General features: G+C 69.0%; 17 protein-coding genes. 5 read left to right on the top strand and 12 right to left on the bottom strand.

What is annotated here, in order from left to right:
- Positions 1–208 precede the first annotated feature (208 nt).
- The 3 genes from LRQ07_RS03520 (at position 209) to LRQ07_RS03510 (ending at position 2,699) form a co-directional block, all read left to right on the top strand.
- Positions 209–1,378, top strand: a complete 1,170-nt coding sequence (locus LRQ07_RS03520; protein WP_256535846.1) for an RtcB family protein — start codon at positions 209–211, stop codon at positions 1,376–1,378.
- Positions 1,379–1,614: 236 nt separating this feature from the next.
- Complete coding sequence (locus tag LRQ07_RS03515) at positions 1,615–1,872, top strand: hypothetical protein (protein WP_256535845.1); 258 nt, start codon at positions 1,615–1,617, stop codon at positions 1,870–1,872.
- Positions 1,872–2,699, top strand: a complete 828-nt coding sequence (locus tag LRQ07_RS03510; RefSeq protein WP_256535844.1) for an acyl-CoA thioester hydrolase/BAAT C-terminal domain-containing protein — start codon at positions 1,872–1,874, stop codon at positions 2,697–2,699. The genes LRQ07_RS03515 and LRQ07_RS03510 overlap by 1 nt, the downstream gene beginning before the upstream one ends.
- Positions 2,700–2,701: 2 nt before the next feature.
- Here LRQ07_RS03510 and LRQ07_RS03505 read toward each other — a convergent pair whose 3' ends face one another.
- Genes LRQ07_RS03505 through sigJ form a run of 3 tightly spaced genes read right to left on the bottom strand, consistent with a single transcriptional unit; the run spans position 2,702 to position 6,465 of the window.
- Entirely contained in the window at positions 2,702–4,162 is a 1,461-nt protein-coding gene (locus LRQ07_RS03505) for an MFS transporter (RefSeq protein WP_248539737.1), read from the bottom strand.
- A 55-nt stretch (positions 4,163–4,217) separates the two neighbouring features.
- The gene (locus LRQ07_RS03500; protein ID WP_413775530.1) at positions 4,218–5,558 is read right to left on the bottom strand and encodes a M20/M25/M40 family metallo-hydrolase; all 1,341 of its coding nucleotides are present in this window, start codon (positions 5,556–5,558) and stop codon (positions 4,218–4,220) included.
- A 25-nt stretch (positions 5,559–5,583) separates the two neighbouring features.
- Positions 5,584–6,465: an RNA polymerase sigma factor SigJ gene (gene sigJ / locus LRQ07_RS03495; RefSeq protein WP_256535842.1), complete on the bottom strand. Its 882-nt coding sequence runs from the start codon at positions 6,463–6,465 to the stop codon at positions 5,584–5,586.
- 120 nt (positions 6,466–6,585) lie between these two features.
- Here sigJ and LRQ07_RS03490 point away from each other — a divergent pair, with 120 nt between their 5' ends.
- Both LRQ07_RS03490 and LRQ07_RS03485 read left to right on the top strand, forming a co-directional pair.
- Positions 6,586–7,326 (top strand): SDR family oxidoreductase, encoded by a 741-nt coding sequence (locus tag LRQ07_RS03490; RefSeq protein WP_256535841.1) that lies wholly within the window; start codon positions 6,586–6,588, stop codon positions 7,324–7,326.
- Positions 7,327–7,444: 118 nt separating this feature from the next.
- The gene (locus LRQ07_RS03485) at positions 7,445–7,858 is read left to right on the top strand and encodes a VOC family protein (RefSeq protein WP_232762546.1); all 414 of its coding nucleotides are present in this window, start codon (positions 7,445–7,447) and stop codon (positions 7,856–7,858) included.
- Between the two features lie 12 nt (positions 7,859–7,870).
- On the opposite strand, the gene LRQ07_RS03480 is transcribed toward LRQ07_RS03485, so the two are convergent.
- The 9 genes from LRQ07_RS03480 to LRQ07_RS03440 all read right to left on the bottom strand — a co-directional run bounded on the left by LRQ07_RS03480 (position 7,871) and on the right by LRQ07_RS03440 (position 18,846).
- Entirely contained in the window at positions 7,871–9,385 is a 1,515-nt protein-coding gene (locus tag LRQ07_RS03480) for a PucR family transcriptional regulator (protein WP_256535840.1), read from the bottom strand.
- On the bottom strand, positions 9,382–10,410 hold the full coding sequence (locus tag LRQ07_RS03475) for a DUF917 family protein (RefSeq protein ID WP_256535839.1): 1,029 nt from the start codon (positions 10,408–10,410) through the stop codon (positions 9,382–9,384). The genes LRQ07_RS03480 and LRQ07_RS03475 overlap by 4 nt, the downstream gene beginning before the upstream one ends.
- Before the next feature lie 10 nt (positions 10,411–10,420).
- Positions 10,421–11,539: a DUF917 domain-containing protein gene (locus LRQ07_RS03470; RefSeq protein WP_256535838.1), complete on the bottom strand. Its 1,119-nt coding sequence runs from the start codon at positions 11,537–11,539 to the stop codon at positions 10,421–10,423.
- Entirely contained in the window at positions 11,536–12,636 is a 1,101-nt protein-coding gene (locus tag LRQ07_RS03465) for a DUF917 domain-containing protein (RefSeq protein WP_256535837.1), read from the bottom strand. The genes LRQ07_RS03470 and LRQ07_RS03465 overlap by 4 nt, the downstream gene beginning before the upstream one ends.
- 1 nt (position 12,637) lies before the next feature.
- Positions 12,638–14,185, bottom strand: a complete 1,548-nt coding sequence (locus LRQ07_RS03460; RefSeq protein ID WP_256535836.1) for a hydantoinase/oxoprolinase family protein — start codon at positions 14,183–14,185, stop codon at positions 12,638–12,640.
- 41 nt (positions 14,186–14,226) lie between these two features.
- Positions 14,227–15,564 carry a purine-cytosine permease family protein gene (locus tag LRQ07_RS03455; protein WP_232762550.1) on the bottom strand — a complete coding sequence of 446 codons (1,338 nt, stop codon included), beginning with the start codon at positions 15,562–15,564 and terminating at the stop codon, positions 14,227–14,229.
- 468 nt (positions 15,565–16,032) lie between these two features.
- Entirely contained in the window at positions 16,033–17,436 is a 1,404-nt protein-coding gene (gene thrC / locus LRQ07_RS03450) for a threonine synthase (protein ID WP_134352992.1), read from the bottom strand.
- An 89-nt stretch (positions 17,437–17,525) separates the two neighbouring features.
- Complete coding sequence (locus LRQ07_RS03445; protein WP_256535835.1) at positions 17,526–18,032, bottom strand: methylated-DNA--[protein]-cysteine S-methyltransferase; 507 nt, start codon at positions 18,030–18,032, stop codon at positions 17,526–17,528.
- 49 nt (positions 18,033–18,081) lie between these two features.
- Positions 18,082–18,846 carry a ribosomal RNA small subunit methyltransferase A gene (locus LRQ07_RS03440; protein WP_256535834.1) on the bottom strand — a complete coding sequence of 255 codons (765 nt, stop codon included), beginning with the start codon at positions 18,844–18,846 and terminating at the stop codon, positions 18,082–18,084.
- Positions 18,847–18,954 lie beyond the last annotated feature (108 nt).

Raw genomic sequence — 18,954 nt, 5'->3', positions numbered from 1 at the left:
GAGTCGACGGATGACCGCGCAGCGGAACCTCCCCATCGCAGCGGTGTTGCAGCTTCAGCAGAAGCGCAATGACCGCTACGAGTCGTACCCTCCGGCACGCGCCGCGTGACAGCACCCGCTCTCACAACGCCCCGTACCGTCAGGTCCGGGGCGTTTTCCGTGGAAGACCCCTGACCTGTGGCCGGAAACCACCACAAGGAAAGGAATCATGGAGAGGCTCTCCGCACGGCTGCTGTCGTGGGCGTCACTGATCGACGAGAAGACACTCGCTCAGGCGCACACCACGGCTCGCATGCCGTTCATCCACCCGCACCTGGCACTGATGCCGGATGCCCACCTCGGCAAGGGGGCGACGGTCGGCTCGGTCATTCCGACGCTCGGCGCCATCATCCCCGCGGCCGTCGGCGTCGACATCGGCTGCGGCATGATCGCCGTTCGCACCCAGTTCACCGGGAACGACCTCGCAGGTCATGACCTCGCAGGACTCCGGGAGCAGATCGAGCGCGCCATCCCCCTGTCGGCCGGACGCTACAACCGCAAGGTCGTGGCCACCGCCGAGCCGCGCATCGCCGAGCTCGAGCAGCTCGCCGAGAAGAGCGGCTTCGATCCCGCCCAGTACGCCGGGAACTGGCGGCTGCAGCTGGGGACGCTCGGCTCGGGCAACCACTTCATCGAGGTGTCGGTCGACGAAATCGACCGGGTCTGGCTGTTCCTGCACTCGGGATCGCGAGGCGTCGGCAACAAGATCGCCGGACACCACATCGGTGTCGCCCAGCGGCTCGCGAAGCAGTGGTGGATCGACCTCCCCGACCCCGACCTGGCCTACCTGGTCGAGGGGACCGCGGAGTTCACCCGCTACATCCGGGAACTGCGGTGGGCCCAGCACTTCGCCCTGCTGAACCGGGAGGAGATGATGGACCGCGTCATGCGCCAGGTCTCGGAGTTCCTCGGTACCGCGGTCGACGAGCAGGAGCGCATCAACTGCCACCACAACTTCACGGAGTCGGAGAAGCACTACGGCACGCAGGTGTGGGTGTCGCGGAAGGGTGCCATCCAGGCGGACGCCGGCCGACCAGGACTGATCCCCGGGTCGATGGGCACCGCCTCGTACGTGGTCGAGGGGCTCGGCGACCCGCAGTCGCTGAACTCCTCTCCGCACGGTGCCGGGCGGGAGTACTCCCGGTCGGCAGCACGGCGGACCTTCACTCACGAGCAGCTGCGGGCAGCGATGACGGGAATCGAGTTCCGCGACACGGATGCCTTCATCGATGAGATCCCGCAGGCGTACAAGCCGATCGACCAGGTGATGGCGGATGCCGCGAGCCTCGTATCGATCCGGCACACGCTGCGGCAGATCGTCAACGTGAAGGGCGACTGAACAGGACCGGGCGGTGGCAACCCCACCGCCCGGTCGGGTGGCAGCACCTCGCCTCCGTCGAAGATGCCGACGGCATCCGGATCGAGTTCCTGCACAACCCCCAGGGCGGGGACTGACCTTTCCTCCACCGAACGACATGCAAACCAGTTGTTCGCCGTTCGTGAGTAGCCGATATCTTCGTCTCCCGCACTCTGGCAGGCTTGCCGGATCGATGCGACGATGACGGAGTGGGATTCATGAATGACGCACAGATCTGGACCACGATCGGATCGTTCACCGTGCTGATGTTCAGCACCCTCACGGTCGTCTCGACCCTGTTCGTCCGGATCGTCCGCAGCGAGATCGCTGGCCTGCGCACCGAGATGAACGGACAGCTCGGCGGTCTGCGCGCCGAGATGAACGCCCGATTCGACACTGTGAACACCCGCATCGATGCCCTCGACCGCGACGTCCAGGCCATCGTGAAGCGCACGTTCGGTCTCGATCGCGAGTGATGACGACGAAGCTTCCCCGCACCTCGGTCGACCCCGCCGACCGGCACGATGCCTTTCCGGAGGCTCCCTGCGGCACCGCGGTCCTGCTCCTCGCCAGATCGAGTGGACGTGTGGAGGCTCAGCGGGCCGACCTGCTCGCGCGGCACGGGGCCCGGGTCCGCGCCATCCGCTGGTTCGGCGGCACGGACCAGCGCCCCGCTCCGCACGAGGTACCGATCGAGATCTTCATCGACCAGTTGGATCTGCTCCGCCGTGATGCGGATCGCGTCGCGATCTTCGGCACGTCGTTCGGAGCAGAAGCGGCACTCGTCACCGCGTCTCTGCACTCGGTCGACGCCACCATCGCAGTCGCGCCGTCGTCCGTCGTCTGGTCGGGCGTCGTCGACGGCAACTGGTCGTCGCACTGGAGCCTTCGTGGCACTCCGCTTCCCTCCGTGGGGTTCGACCCGTCGTGGTCCCCGACGACCGAACCGCCGGAGTATCGATCGCTCTACGAATCCAGCCTCGCCCGCGATCCCGATCTCACCCGCGCGGCGGCGATCCGGGTCGAGGACATCACCGGTCCGGTCATCCTCGTCGCCGGCGGAGACGACCGCGTCTGGCCGAGCGACCGATTCGCGGCCGAGATCCAACGTCGTCGCTCGTTGCACGCGAGAGAGACGACCGTCGTCACCCACCCCGAGGCCGGGCACCGCATCACCCTTCCCGGCGAGACCGGAGTCCACGGCGGTGTGACCATGGGTCGGGGCGGCACGCCGTCCGCCGATGCGGCCCTCGGCACCGACGCGTGGACGGCGATCGCCCGGGCGCTCGATCTGCGCGAGTGACGTCAGAGTGCCGGGACGACCTCCGCATCGGCAGCCCGGTCGGTGAACGCGGCCTTCGGGACGAACACGAGGATCACGGCTGCGGCGAGAGCGGTGGCGCCGCACACGATCCACACGGTGAAGTAGCCGGCGAGCGAACCCGCGGTCCCCTCGGTCGCCCCCGCCGTGGTCGCGACGCCGTGTAGCAGCGCGATGCCGAACACACACGAGGCGATCGCCCCGCCGACGGTCTTGACGGAGTTCGTGAGGCCCGTCGCGACGCCGGTCTGCGACGCCGGTGCTGCCGAGGCCGCGGCGGCAGGAAGCGCGGCCACCAGGGCGCCTGAGCCGAGTCCGACGACGACCATGTTCACGATGACCTGCGTGTAGGTGTCGTGGAACGGCAGGAAGAGCAAGAAGCCGAGTCCCACGAGCACCGATGCCCCCATCAGCGTCAGGCGTGGGGTGATCCAGCGGGCGAACGACGGGAACAGCAGGGCACCCGTGATCATGGCGACGAGGTAGACGCCGATGATCAGCGAGGTCGCGAATCCGCTGGTCCCGAGACCGTAGCCGTAGACCGCGGGGTCGGTGCGCGCGAACGTCGACAGCGGTGCCTGCGCGCCGAGGACGCTCACCCCGAAGAGCCCTGCCGTCAGGAAAACCGGGCCGAGCGCGGGCGAGCGGAACATGCGCACATCGATGAGGGGGTCTTCGCACCGCAGCTCCCACAACACGAACGGAACCACCAGCAGCACACCCAGGACCACCACACCCCACGACCAAGGATTCTCCAGTCCGCCCTCGAGACGAAGCAGACTGAGACCCCCGGTGAAGCAGACGAGTGCGAGCGAGATCAGTACGAGACCGACCGTGTCGAAGACGCCGCCCGCGGGCTCCGGAGACTCCTTGACCCCCAGCAGGATCACGAAGAAGCACACCACGATCAGCACGGCGGGCACCAGCAGGACCACGGTGAGCGGTAGGACGTCGATGAGTGCGCCGCCGACGAGGGCGCCGATGATCGCGCCGCCTTCGAGCGCCGCGACCAGGAGTCCCGCCGCCTTGGCGGTGATCGAGGAGCGACCCTCCATCCGCCGCGACCGTGACCAGATGAGGGCGATCTCCAGCGGGAGCCAGACGACGTAGAACCCCATCAGCGCCCAGGCGGCGAGGAACACCCCGAAAGAATCCGTGAACGGCAGCACCAGGGCGGCCGCGCCGGTGACCGCGGTGGAGATCAGCAGCATCCGCTTGTGGCCGACCATGTCGCCGAGCTTCGCGAACGCCGGGACGACGAGGGCTGAGAGCATCAGCTGCGTGCCCTCGAGCCAGTTCACGTCGGCATCATGGACCCCGAGATGACGGGCGATGTCCGTCAGCATGGGCGTGTAGTACCCCTGCAGCACACCGCTCGTGAACTCGACGAAGGCGAGGAAGCCGACGACGACGGCGAGGGTGCCCAGTGTGCGGGTGCGCGTCATCGCGTCTCCTGCTTCTCGTTCGGATGCTCCTGCGTCGGCAGGAGGCGGGGTGAGATCACCCTAGTCGTTCGAGAAGTGCCCGATGGAATCGCTCCCCGCGCTCCAGGGCGACGATCTCGACGCTCTCGTCGACGCCATGGATCGACGCCCGCTGGGCATTCGACATATCCAAGGGCGCGAAACGGTAGACAGCGGGCGAGAAGCGATGGAAGTGCCGGGAGTCGGTGGCGGCCATCATCACGTACGGCACGGCGGGAACCCCGGGATGGGAGACGTCCAACGCGGCCGCGAGGAGCGCGAACTGCACGTTGTCGGTGGGCGACTCGGGCGAGGGTTCCCCCGCCTCGACCACCTCGACGGAGACGAGCGGATCGCGGATGCGTCGCCGCACCCGGAAGATCGTCTGCTGGGTGGTCTCGCCCAGCGCGATGCGGAGGTTGAGGGTGGCGGATGCCTGCGAGGGCAGCACGTTCGCCGCCGTGCCGCCCGACTGCATGGTCGGAGCCACGGTCGTGCGGACGAGAGCGGCGGGTTCGCCCCCGAGCGCGGCGAAGACCTGCCCCGTCACCAGCGGCATCGACCCCAAGAACCTGAGCAGGTGGCGGGCCGGCCCCGGGGTGCGCGTCGCCAGTTGCGACAGCATCCGCAGGATCGCTTTCGAGGCACGAGGTCGGAAGGTCGTGGGTCCGAGCCGGTCGACGGCTCTCGCGACGCGTCGGACCGCGGTGAGCGACGGCGGTGCGGACGCATGACCACCCTCGCCCCGTGCCGTCAACCGGAGGGTCATCACGCCCTTCTCCCCCACACCGATCATCGCGGCTCGACCGGGGACGAAGGGCAGCGGCGCATCGACGACGGCGCCGCCTTCGTCGAGGACGAGCCACGGCATCACGCCGCGGGCGCGCAGCACGCGTGCGATCTCCTCCGCCGCCTTCCCGTAGGTCTCCTCGTTGCCGCCGAACGAGAGATACACGTCGCGGGACGGGACGAAGCCGTCCGCGAGCAGATTCTCCACGGCTTCGAGCACGACGAGCAGCGGGCCCTTGTCGTCCAGGGCGCCCCGGCCGTACACCGAACCGTCGGCGATGGTTCCCGCGAACGGCGGATACGTCCACGCGTCGCTCTCGTCGACGGGGACGACGTCGTAGTGCGCCATCAGCACGAGGGGGTCTCGGCCCGCCGCGCCGCTCCCCGCCCAGTGGAACAGGAGACCGAAGTCGGTGTGCCGTTCCAGCCGCAAGTCCCGGTGCGTCAAGGGGTACAGTTCGGCGATCAGCGCCACGAACTCCTCGAAGGGGGCAGGTCCGCGCTCATCGAGCTCCGCCGAGACCGTCGGGATCCGGATCATCTGCGAAAGCCGTTCGGCGATGCCGGGGCGCACGGTCGGGGTGGTCACACTCGTCATCGTACCGAGTGAGGTCTCACGGCCATTGGCTGAGTTTGTCGGGATTGCGCACGGCGAAGACTTCCGTGATGCGGTCTACGCGGACGACGAAGGAGAAGACCGCATCCGCGCGGCCGTCGATCGTCGCGAGCATCACGAGCCCATCGGGGGCCGCGACGAGCGAGACGTCGGCCTCGGGATGGCGCTGCGCGATCCCCCGCAGGAAGCGTGCCACGCGGTCCGCTCCCGCCACCGGCCGCAGCGCAGCCGACTTCTTCCCTCCTCCGTCGGAGACGAGCACGACGTCGGGGTCGAGCAGTGCGATCAGACCTTGCAGCTCTCCGGTCGACGCAGCGGCGAGGAAGGCTCTCGCCACGGCATCGTGCTGTTCCCGCGACGCCACGACCGCCCGGCGTTCGCGCACGCGCCGACGACCCTGCGAGGCGAGCTGGCGCACCGCATCCGGGCTCCGACCGACCGTCTCCGCGATCTCGGCGAAGGGGACACCGAACACGTCGTGCAGCACGAACGCGACCCGCTCGGCGGGGGTGAGCGACTCCAGCACGACGAGCAGGGCCATCCCCACCGACTCGTCGAGCGTCATCCGCTCCAACGGATCCGGGTGCGGACGGGCGGCGAGCAGCGAGTCGTGCGGAACGGGCTCCGGCAACCAGGGGCCGACGTACCTCTCCCGACGAGCACGCGCCGATCCCAGCGCGTCCAGGCAGATGCGTCCGGCGACGCGGGTCAGCCACGCAGCGGGGTTCCTGATCTGTGCACGTTCCTCGACGCTCATCCGGTACCACCGCACAAACGTCTCCTGCACCGCGTCTTCCGCATCGGCGACCGTGCCGAGCAGACGATAGGCGAGAGCGAGCAGGGTGCGGCGTTCGGCGTCGATCACCTCGAGATCATCCATCGCCTCCATCCTGGCCCCACGCGGCGCCCGCCGCTGCCGTCTTTCGGCTGTCGCCTCACATTCCCGTGGTCTGCGTCGTCGAAAGAGGAGAAGGATGAAATCGAGAGAGAAGGAGCACACATGAGAATCGCCGTCGCAGGAGGAACCGGGACGGTCGGTCGGCCCACCGTGGCCGCGATCGAGGCCGACGGACATGACGCGGTGGTGCTCAGCCGTTCGCACGGGGTGGACCTGGTGACCGGCCGGGGACTCGATGCCGCGCTGGACGGTGCCGACGTCGTGATCGACGTCACGAGCATCGAGACGCTCAAGGCCGCCGCGGCGATCGAGTTCTTCACCGCCGCGACCGGCACCCTCGTCTCCGCGGCCGAGGAGGCCGGGGTCCGACACGTCGTGCTCCTGTCGATCGTGGGTATCGACCGCATCCCCTACGACTACTACGCAGGCAAGATCGCGCAGGAGAAGGTGATCGCGTCCTCACGGGTGCCCTGGACGATTCTGCGGGCGACACAGTTCCACGAGTTCGCGGGACAGATGTTCGCGCGCGCGAAACTGGGGCCGCTGCACCTCGCCCCGAACGCCCGCACCCAACCCGTGGCCGCCTCCGAGGTCGGCGCCCGGCTCGCAGCCCTCGCGACGTCGGAGCCGCAGGGCCGGGTGCGTGACCTCGCCGGCCCGCGCGAGGAACAGCTCTCCACCATGATCCGGGCGTTCGCCCGCCGGGAGGGGTATCGAGGGTGGATCCCGGCGCTCAACGTCCCCGGGCCGCAGATGGCGGGGATGCGTGCCGGCGATGCGCTTCCCGGTCCCGACGCCGACCTCGGACGCCAGACCTTCACGGACTGGCTCGCCGCGCGGTGAGCACCTGCTCCACCGACGCACGGGGTTCTCGGAGCGCGCAGGGGTCCTCTTGCGGATCCGGTCGGAGGCGGCGCAGACTGAGCGTGCGGTCGATGCATCCACCTCACCCGGAGCGATCATGGCGAACCTCAATCCGTATCTGTCCTTCCGCACCGAAGCCCGCGAGGCTATGGAGTTCTACCGGAGCGTGCTCGGCGGGGAGCTCGTGATCAACACCTTCGGAGAGTTCCCCGACATGGTGCAGGATCCGAGCCAGAAAGATCTCGTCATGCACGCACAGCTGGATGCACCGGGCGGACTCGTGCTGATGGGCTCCGACTCCCCGGATGGCATGCCGTACGAGAAGCCGCAGGGCTTTTCGGTCTCGTTGAGCGGCAACTCTCAGGACACCACCCGCGAGGTCTGGGAGAAGCTGTCCGAAGGGGCGACCATCACGATGCCGCTCGATGTGCCGCCGTGGGGTGGCCTCTTCGGGATGCTCATCGACCGCTTCGGCATCCCCTGGATGCTGCACGGCGATCCGGAGGACTGACCCCGCCCGGCCTCAGCGCGGCTGCACGGCCCGACAGGCCAGGTGCAGCGCCAATCGCGCCTCGGGGTCGTTCATGTCGATCCCGAGCAGCTCCTGCACGCGACGGATCCGCACGGCGATGGTGTTGCGGTGCAGACCGAGGGCCGTCGCCGTCGCCGCTATGCCCGACTCGTGATCGAGATACGCGGAAAGAGTGGTGAGCAGTTCGCCTCCCCCTTCCCGCAGCGGGGCGAGGAGGGATTCCGCGGCGGGCACGAACGTGTCGTTCCCCGTCCACGCCAGCAGCAGCTGCTCCAGGCCGAGACTATCCACCCGCACGAACCAACCGGTCGCCGACCGCGCCGCGGCGATCCGCGCCGCATCCCCCGCCTCGTCCAGCGTCGTGGCGAGTCCCTCGGATCCGGCCTGCAAGGATCCGACGCCGGTCGCGACGGTGAAGTCCCGCAGGACACCCAGGTGGAGCTCACGCAGTGCGGCCACGGCCCGCTCGACGCGATCGGGATCGGGGGCATCCGGGAACGTCAGCCACCCGCTCAGTCCTCGACCCGCTGTCGTAGCATGCGCCTCCGCGTCGATCGCACTGAGCCCGGCACTGACGGAGCGCAGCAGCGAGAACGAGTCGAGACGCCCTCTCGCCACCACCCGGAAACCGAGATGATGACCGCTCGTGCGCCAGCCGCGCTCGAGCATCCGCCGCTGGACATCGGCATCCGCTGCCCCATGCAGATCGACGAAGTCGCGCAACAGCCCGGACGACACCGCGACGTCGTTCACGGCTGCCACCTCGTCGATCAGGATGCGGGCCGCGACGGCGGGCATCGCGACCTCGGCCGCGACCGAGAGCGACTGCACCTGTGCCTCGCCGAGACCCTGCCCGAAGAGCACGAGCCTCAGGCCGCTGCGTCCGGGACTGTCGACCCGCACCGACGCCGCAGCCGTCTCGCCGACGCGCACCCGGTCGAGCCACGAGTCGAAGCCGATGGCCGCATGCAGTCGCTCGTCGAGATGCGCGCCCGCCTCCTGCAGGACACCGGACGAGTCGATCAGTGCGGCACCGACACCGAGGTTCGCCGCGATGTGTCCGAGCAGATCGGTGAGATCATCGGCGGCGTACTCGAACGACTGCGCGACCTTGCGCACCTGGCTGAGCGTCAGCGCATCGCGCGCCTCGATCAGCATCCAACAGGCCTTCGCGAGTTGGATGGGGCGCGGGACGTCGAGCAGGCACAGGCCGATCCGATCCGCGAGGCGGAACGCGCCCGCGTCGAAGTCCGCCGCCCCGGACACGGCGAGCCCGGTGAACCCCCGGTCCCGCAGCCGGCGCAGCAGAGCGTCCTGCTGCCAGGTCGATGTCGGGGCCGATGCGGTGATGATCGCGAGCCGCTCGGCGCCCCTCTCGGTGAGTTCGGCTTCGCTCGCGCCGACGGCCACCTCCTCCCACGCCGCATCGCGTGGTCCTGCGACCCACTGCAGGCCGCCGTTCTCCGTGTGGGAGAGCAGCGCGCTCACGGGCAGCCGCGCGCTCACGCCGCATCCAGATCGTCGAGGCCGTAGGCGGAGGGCAGCACTTTCGCGCGACGCTCGGGCCGCGCATTCCACCAGTCGGGCGCAGGGATGGAGAAGACCGCGACGTTCCGCGCCAGACGCAGTTCCGTGACCTCGAGGATCTCGCGTGACACCGCATCGACGACCACGATGATCGTGGGGGCGGACGCGACCAGCAGCCCATCGGTCAGCACCGCGAGGGTCTCCGATCGGCTCACCACACGGTGGACGGCACCGCCGAGTCCGCTGATCTCGACGGCGTTCACGTGCGGATCCTGCGGCGACGGGGCGACCGAGACGATACGCCCTTCAGCCAGTAGCTCGCCACCGAGGGCATCCGCTAGGAGCGGGAGGGGCGCGCCCGCCGATGCGAGGTAGGCCCTGCCGAGTTCGAGCGCATGCGCCAGATGGCCCCCGATCGCGTGTTCATGGAGGTCGCCGACCGTGAAGCCTCCGAGCACCGCACAGCCGACGCCGCCCGCCTGGATGATCGCGGATCGCACGACCCGCTCGGCGTCGATAGCCCGGTGCGCCTCGACGAGGGCGACCCCTCCGGCGCCGGTGTCGCAGGCGAACACGAGTCCGGGAACCCGGTCGACGAAGAGCGACATCTGGTCCAGCCCCGGAACGGCACGGCCGGTGCAGTCCGCGTCCACCACGATGTGGGACCCGGCCAGCGTCAACGGAGCGAGCCCGTTCATCCCGCCGCCTTCGAGGGAGCAGACCGCGGGAACGGGATGACCGATCCACCGTTCGACCGCGGCCAGCAGACGAGCGAAGGGCTCAGCGCCGGGAAGGCGTTCGCCGAGCAGCATCGTGGAGCCGACGAAGGCGACGCCCAGGCAGGGTGTGCGCGGGTCCAGCGAGGAGATCGGAGAGATCTCGATCGGCCCCCGGTCGGACCCGGCGAGCATCAGCTCGAGCATGGTCGTCGAACCGCCACCGCCGGATCCGAGGAGCGAATAGCCGCGGGCGAGCGCCGTGAGGTCGTCGCGCTGCAGCATCATGCGCTCCAGCCTAGGGAGAAACGTCCTCACCCGCGGCCAGAGTCTCGACCGGGACGAAGTCCGCGGCGAGACCGAAAGCGGACGGTCCGAAGGCGGCGAGCGCCTCGGGGGTGCGCATCATCTCGGGTGTGGAGATGCCGAGCACCCGTACGCGCTGCCCGTAGCGGAGTCCCTCCGTGGTGATGGGCTCGGCCGTCTCGTGATCGACCACGCAGATGAGGTCGGGCACGATCGCCACGAGCGTCTCCCCGTGACGGGCGATGAGGTTCTCGTTCTGGAACGAGATCTCGAAAATGGCGCCCTCCTCTGCGCCGAGTGGCGCGATCACCGCACGCCCCTTGGCGAACCCCTCGGTCGTGCGCCGCTCGACGTCGATGACCTTGCCGACGCAGAGCTCCCGAAGGTGCGGGTAGAGCGTCGTCGCGAGGGTCGAGGCGATCGCCTCGAACGGTGAACGATGCTCCTCCCGGGCGAGACGGATGGCGCGGCCCAGCGCGAGGGCCATCGAGATCGTTCGCGGGACGGCGGTGCGCCGGACGTCCGCGCCGGTCATCGCGTACTCGGCGATGTGGCCGACGCCGCCGAGACGGATCGTGATGCCGCGGGCGAGCCACTCCATCTGCCGGTCGTCGTCTCCCGTGTCGATCACGACCTTCTCGCCGCGCTCTCCCGCGAGCGCGAGGGGCGATCCATGCACGCCGTACACGGCGAAGGTCTCCATCGACAGCTCGGGGAATGCCCGGCCCATGCCGTCGGCATCCACCACCGGCAGGCCCGTCTCGGCCGCGACGATGAGCGGGATCATCGAGTTGATGCCGCCGCACTCGATCGGCATCGTGGCATCCGCCGTGCGTCCGAGGTGCTCCTCGAGCGTGCGCAGGGCGAGCGTGGGCTCGGTGCCGGCCGGGATCTTCTCGACCATGACGGTGGGCGCACCCATCTGGGCAGTCGGGATCACGAACAGATCGTCGGCGAGCTCGTCCGGATCCAGGATCGTGATGCTCCCCTCGCCCAGCACGCGCTCGACGAGCATCTTGCCGATGTACGGGTCACCGCCCCCACCGGTCCCGAGCAAGGTCGCGCCGCGAGCGAGATCGGGAAGGTCGGCCGCGGTGAGCTGCCAGCTCATGCCGTCGCTCCCGCCGGCACGGTTCCGGTGGAGATGCTGCCGTCGAAGCGGTGGGCAGCCATGTCGTACCCGAAGTACCCCGGGCCGACCATCGCGAGGGCGGCGTCCGAATGCCAGCGCTCATCGGCCGGAGCCGCGATCACCCGGACCCGCTGTCCGTAACGCAGTCCCTCGGTCGTGATCGGCTCACCGGACTCGCCGTCGAGCACCATGATCAGATCGGGCGTGGTCGCCAGGACCGTGCCGTCGGCTTCGGCCACCAGGTGCTCGTTCTGGAACTGCAGCGTCAGCGAGCGGTCGGTGTCCCCGTCGATGCGAGCACGGCCACGCGCGAAGCCCGTGGTGGTGGCGCGGTGCACGTCGACGACCTTCCCATCGAACAGCTCGCGTCCGCCGAGGAGCCGGACGACCGCGTCGACCGGATCGGACTTCTCCTCGCGTGCCGTCGCGATGCGCTGCCCGATCTCGATGCAGCGGGACAGCGAACCCGCGACGAGCGACTCGCGCGCCGCCGAGCCGGACATGGAGAACCCGGAGATCATGACCGAGCAGCCCATCTCGACGCAGGCCACGCGAGCGATGCGTTCGGTCCACGAGTTGTCGGCCGTCTGCAGCACCCCCGTGTTGCCCTTCTCGTCGCTGAACGCGAGGGGCGATGCCGTCACGCCGTACAGCGTCGGCAGAACCATCTGCAGCTCCGGGAACGCGCGACCCATGCCATCGGCATCGACCAGCGGCAGTCCGAGTGCGGCCGCGGCGGCGATCGGGATGGTGGAGTTGACTCCGCCCACCTCCGCGCACGCGATGTGGGTCACCGGACGGCCCAGGTGGACGCTGAGCGCTTTGACCGGTTCGATGACCTCGGCGAGACTGGGGAGCTTCTCGACCATGACGGTCGGCGCGCCCATCATCGCGACGAACAGCACGAGCGCATCGTCGGGCACCTCGTCGAGCCCGACGACCGTGACGTCGCCGGAGGTCAGGGCCTGACGCGCGAGGAGGGCACCGATGTACGGATCCCCTCCGCCTCCCGTGCCGAGCACCGCGGCACCGCGAGCGAGCCCGTCGATGTGGGCGGGGGTGATCGTCCAGCTCATGTCACGCCCCCATGTCGAGGTCGCCGACCGCCTTGACGCGGATGCGCGTGGCGTTGCCGGGCAGATACGGGATGGGCACCTCGTCGAAGTCGATGATCGACACGGTCGAGGGCTTGGCACCCGCCGCGATCGCCTTGTCGACCGCCTCGGCGCGCACCTCGGCGAGTGTCTCGTCACGACGACCGGGCTCGATCGCGTAGACCTTGTCGATCTCACCGCCGACCTGTGCGATGGAGGCGCCGATGGCGTTCGCGACCGCGTAGTTCTCAGGTCGGTGCACGGTGCCGAACAGCGGCAGCTCGTCGGGGAGCAGTATCGAGCCTCCGCCGACGGCGACCACCGCGATGGGCTCGGGTGACGTGCGCATGCGGTCGACCGCCTCCGACACACGCTCGGCGATGCGGGCGAGCACCCGCTCGACGAACACGGGGTCGAGGTGCGCGACCTTGCTCGCGTCGCCCACGTGGGCGCGGCCAGCCGCGACCGCGATGTCCGTGGCGGTGAGGGTCGATCCACCGAACACCAGCGCTTCCGTGGTCAGCTTGTACCCGACGGATGCCGGTCCGACCTCGGCGGTCTCCTCATCGACGATGCTGCCGCCACCGATGCCGAGCGAGAGGACGTCCGGCATCCGGAAGTTGGTGCGGATGCCGGCGACCTTGACCTCGTTCGCGGTCTCCCGGGGGAAGCCGTTGATCAGGAGCCCGATGTCGGCCGTGGTGCCGCCCACATCGATCACGGCGCAGTCGTCCAGACCGCTCGTCGCGGCTGCTCCGCGCATCGAGTTCGTCGGACCGGAGGCGAAAGTCGCGACCGGGTAGCGACGCACGTACTCCTCGTCCATGAGCGTGCCGTCGTTCTGGCTGAGGAAGATCGGCGCCTCGATGCCCTGGGCGCGCACGGCAGACGTGAGCCCATCGACGATCTCGGACGCGAGCTCGCGCAGCGCGGCGTTGATGATCGTCGCGTTCTCGCGCTCCAGCAGTCCGATGCGTCCGATCTCGTGGGAGAGCGAGATGGCGGCATCCGCCCCCAGCACCTCTGCGACGATCTCTGCCGCCCGCACCTCGAGGTCGTGGTTGACCGGGCTGAACACCGACGAGATCGCGACCGAGCGAATACCGTGCGACTTCATGTCTTCGGCGTGCGCCCGGATCTCGTCCGGGTCGAGGGGTGAGATCGGTCGGCCGTCGAACTCGTAGCCCCCGTGGGCGAGATAGCTGCGGGCCTGCGTCGCCTCGACCAGCACGTCGGGCCAGTCGATCAGCGGCGGCAGAGCTCGCGTCGCCGGGAGTCCGAGGCGGAGTGCCGCGACCGGCGCCAGACGGCTCGCCTGCACGAGTGCGTTGATGAAGTGCGTCGTGCCGATCATGACGGCGTCGACGTCGGCGCCCTCGAACGCGTGTCCGGCCCGCAGTTCCTCGATCGCCTGGATGATGCCACTGGTGACATCGGGGGTGGTCGAGTGCTTCACGCCCGCGAGCGTGCGGGTGCCGTCCATGAGGACTGCGTCGGTGTTGGTGCCGCCGACGTCGATGCCGATGTGCATGATTCTCGCTTTCCTGTGAGGAGGTTCTGACTCGGGGCGGCTCAGGCCGCGGCTGTCTCTTCGACCGGGCTCGCCTGCCGCGTGTTCGCGACTCCGACACCGCGAACCCAGCCGAGCTTGCCCGCCACGATGTAGAGCACCATCGAGAGGAAGAGACTGAGCAACGACGGGATGCCCCAGGTCACGAAGTAGCCGACGAGCGCGGACACCAGCCACACGACGATCGTCGCGGGAACGATGCGTGGCGCGGTTGCCGGAAGGGTGCCGGCCTCACGGGTCGCGTCGAGCTCAGGACGCCAGCGGCGCACCACGTAGTACTCGGCGACCATGATGCCGGCGATCGGCGGGAAGGCGACGCTGAGCACGATCAGGAATTCGGTGAACTGTCCGAGGATGCCGACCGCGGCCAGAATGGATCCGACGACGCCCAGCACGATCGTCGTGGTGACGCGGTGCAGATTCTTGCCGAACGCCGTCGAGATGAAGTTCACCAAGCCCAGGGTCGACGAGTACAGGTTCCAGTCGTTGATCTTCAGGGTGCCGGTGAGCACGATGAAGAGGCCGATGAAGCCGACGGACGACGTCACGATCGCGACGATGTCACCGGTGGCGGCCGCGTGTGCCAGCAGGACACCGGCGAGTCCGATCACGAACTCACCGAGCGAGACTCCGAGCACGGTCTGCTTGACGACGTCAGCGCGAGAACGGTTGAAGCGGGTCATGTCACCCGTGATGATCGCGCCGACGATGAGACCACCCGCGACGATACCCGTACCGGCCCAGACGCTCATCGTGGGTCCGGGTGCCGGCCCCGTGAGCAGCTCGCCGATGTCGTGACGGCTCAGCTCGGTGATGACCGACCAACCGACCAGGATGAGGAAGAGCGGCACCGTGATGTTCGCGAGCCACTGCATGCCCACGAAGCCGAAGGCGACGATCGCGGTGACGGCGAGACCGAAGATGAGGCTCCACGCCCAGACCGGCAGCGCACCGGGCATCAGGGCGTCGAGGGACTGTGCCGAGATGGCCGACTGGATGCCGAACCAGCCGATGAGGCTGATCCCGATCGCGAGCCCGACCAGCGAGGCACCGATCTCCCCGAAGCCGGTCCACCGGGCGAGCAGTGCGGTGTTGAGGCCCTCGCGCTGGCCGATGAAGCCGACCACGCACATGATCACCTCGAGGATGATCGAGCCGAAGAGGAAGGCGAGGACGGCCTCGCCGAAAGTCATGCTGTAGCCGAGGGTCGCGCCGAGGAGGAACTGCGAGAGGGCCGAGACCTGACCGAACCGCTGCACAGCGATTCCGAACCAGGGTTTGCGGGCCTCAGGAGTCACTCGGGAGAGCGCGAAGTCGTCTGGGTGCGCCGTGCGTGCCATGAGGATCCTTCGGGAGAGGGAACGGGTTGTGCGCCACAGTAGCGATGCCCTGCGCACCGCCCACATGTGCAGATCGCACGAACATCAGGCACTGATGTGCAGATCGCACATCAGTGCCTGATGTTCGTCTCCCGACGCCTCTGTCCGCCTCGTCCACACCCCTCCCCACGTGGACGCCCCGGCCCCGCGTCCACACCCCTCCCCGCGTCCAGACCCTCGCCCCACGTCGACGCCCCCTCCCCGCGTCGATACCCCCTCCGGGTCGCGGCACGCAGAGGGGGTATCGACGGGCAGAGGGGGTGCCGACGGACAGAGGGGGCACCGACTGGTGATGGGGACGTCGGCGGGCGGGGGTGCCGACGGACAGAGGGGGCACCGACTGGTGATGGGGACGTCGGCGGGCGGGGGTGTCGAGGAGTGGAGGCGGAGGGGATGCGGGGACGCGGGTGCGCGGATGTGCGGGTGCGCTCAGCTCACAGCGTTCGCGGCGATGAACTCACGGAGTGCGTGCTCGTCGTCGGGCATCTCGGTCACGTGCTGCGGTGCGTCGAGCATCTCCTGCAACTCCGGTGCGTAGCCGAGCTCCACTCCGAGCGCCTCGTGGATCGTCTCAGCGAACTTCTCAGGCTTCGCCGTCTCGAGCACGAGCATGGGCACACCGGGCTCGACGTACTCTCGCGCGACCTTGACACCGTCGGCCGTGTGCGGGTCGATGACCTCTCCCGTCGTCTCGTACACCGAGCGGATCGTCGCCAACCGGTCCTCGTGCGTCGAGGTGCCGCTGACGATCCCGAACTCCTCGACGAAGCGCTCCTGCTCCGCGGAGAAGTCGAAGAAGCCGCTCTCGTCGAGCTCACGCCAGGCACCGACGACGCGCTCCGCGTCACGGCCGACCAGCTCGAAGATGAAACGCTCCAGGTTCGACGCCTTCGAGATGTCCATCGACGGACTGGAGGTCGCGAGGGTCTGGGCGGCGCTGCGCGGGCGGTAGACACCCGTGCGGAAGAACTCGTCCAGCACGTTGTTCTCGTTCGCGGCGAGCACCAGGCGACGGATCGGCAGGCCCATCTGCTTCGCGAAGAACCCGGAGAGGATGTTGCCGAAGTTGCCCGACGGAACGGTGAACGACAGCTCGGTCCAGCCGCCTGCATCGGTCGCCCGCAGCCACGCCCAGAAGTAGTAGACCGTCTGCGCGGTGATGCGTGCCAGATTGATGGAGTTCACGGCGCCGAGGTGGTGGGCACGCTTGAAGTCGAGGTCGCCGGCGAGCTTCTTGACGAGGTTCTGACAGTCGTCGAAGACACCCTCGACGGCGATGTTGTGCACGTTCGCGTCGTCGAGGGAGAACATCTGCGCGCGCTGGAACGCGCTCATGCGCCCTTGCGGTGACAGCATGAACACCGCGACGCGCTCCTTGCCCCGCAGCGCGTGCTCGGCCGCCGACCCGGTGTCTCCCGAGGTCGCGCCGAGGATGTTGAGCACCGATCCCTTGCGCTCCAACGTGTACTCGAGCACCTGGCCGAGGAACTGCATGGCCATGTCCTTGAACGCGAGCGTGGGCCCCTCGGAGAGCCCGACGAGGGTGAGCTCGTCATCGATCGCCCGCAGCGGCACGACGCCGTCAGGGAAGTCGGCGTATGCCGCGGCGGTCATCCGGGCCAGGTCTGCGCGAGGGATGTCGGTCGCGAACAGTCCGAGCACCTCTGTCGCGAGCTGAGGATAGGTCAGTGCCCGCCAGCGCTCGAGCGTCTCGCCGTCGACGACCGGCATGGTCTCCGGCACCGCCAGCCCGCCATCGGGCGCGAGGCCTTCCAACAGCGTCTCGCTGAACGACTGCGGCTGCATGCCGCCGCGGGTGGAGATGAACTGCACGTTGGCTCCTCGGCTCGGGACTCGGCACGTCCATTCTCGCAGGGTGTTCCCGGTCCGAGTGACGGGATGACGGACACCACCGCTCACCGTCAGAACAGGGAGGTAGGGAGCGCCCCTTCATGCTCCAACAGCCACCGCTTCGTCTCGAGGCCGTGCCCCTCTTCTCCGCCGGAATAGCCGCCCAGCCCATCGCCGGCGACGACCCGGTGACACGGCACGATCAGCGGAACCGGGTTCGCGCCCATGATCGAGCCGATCCCCCGGGCCGGCACGTCGGTGCCACCGCGCGCGGCGAGACCGCCGTACGTGATCGTCTCTCCGTGCGCCACGGTCTCATGGAGTGCGGTGAGGACAGCACGCGTGGCCTCGGTCTGCGGGCCGAGATCGACCGGCAGATCGAAGCGACGCAGTGTGCCGTCGAAGTAGGCCGCCATCTGTGCGAGCGCCTCGACCAGCAGGGGATCGGACCCGGTGTCGGGCACGACGACACTGCCGCCGGGCGGAGTGGTTCGCCACGTGACCCGGGTGACGGCCGCACCGTCGCTCACGACCCCGATGACGCCGACCGGGGTCGCGAGCGTGCCGAAGGCGGACATGCGTCGAGAGTACCTCCGCCGTCCGACAGCGGAGTCACGATCCCGCGCCTCATCCGCGGGAGACCTCACGCCAGAGCGCCGCCCAGTGCTCCGGACGCAGATCCCGCGGCCATCGACAGCTGGTCGCGTCGGCTGCCACCACGGCGCGCCGCGCACGCGACATCGGAGCGCGAGTCGCCGCCGCCAGCACCGCGGGAAGCGTGGCCCCTCTCCCCGTGAACATCGCACGGACGAACGCCTCGTACCCCCGTCGGTCGGACACCGGAACGAGCGGTGAGGCCCGTCGCGTGATCGTGAGCACGCCCCCGTCGACGCTCGGTTGCGGGGAGAAGCCCCAGGCCGGGACCCTCCCCTCGAGGGAGAAGGCGAACCACGGAGCCGACTGCGCGGTCATCATGGTGCCGCCACCGACGCCCGCACGCTTGCGCGCCACCTCCCATTGGGTCAGCAGCACGGCCTCCCTCCACTCCTTCCGCGACAGCAGACGCCGGAGGATGGGAGTGGTCACGTGGAACGGGATGTTGCCGACCACCACGGCGGCATCGAGGGGATGACGGGTCGCGTCCCCGAACTCGACGCGGACCCCGGGCAGGGCCGCGCGCAACCGCCGCACCCGGTGCTCGTCGATGTCGATAGCCGTGAGCGGTCGACCGAGCCCCGCGAGCCGGCGCGTGAGGGCGCCATCGCCGCACCCCAGTTCGAGGATCGATCCGGAAGTGCGGTCGACGAGAGCCGTGATCCGGGCGAGGGTCGGACGGTGGGTGAGGAAGTTCTGGCCGAGTTCGTGACGGCCGCCATGGGGTGAACGAGGCATGAGTGCGCTCCAGAAGAAGAATCGGAGCACCTCGGAAGGAGGGAGGACGCGAAGAGGCGTCCGTGAGTTCTGCCCGTCCCGAGGTGCGATGACATCTCGGTGGACGGC

The sequence above is a fragment of the Microbacterium sp. J1-1 genome (genome assembly GCF_024498615.1).
Lineage (GTDB): Bacteria > Actinomycetota > Actinomycetes > Actinomycetales > Microbacteriaceae > Microbacterium > Microbacterium aurugineum.
The sequence above is the reverse complement of the archived record's forward strand: the minus strand, read 5'-3'. Positions and strand labels throughout refer to the sequence as shown.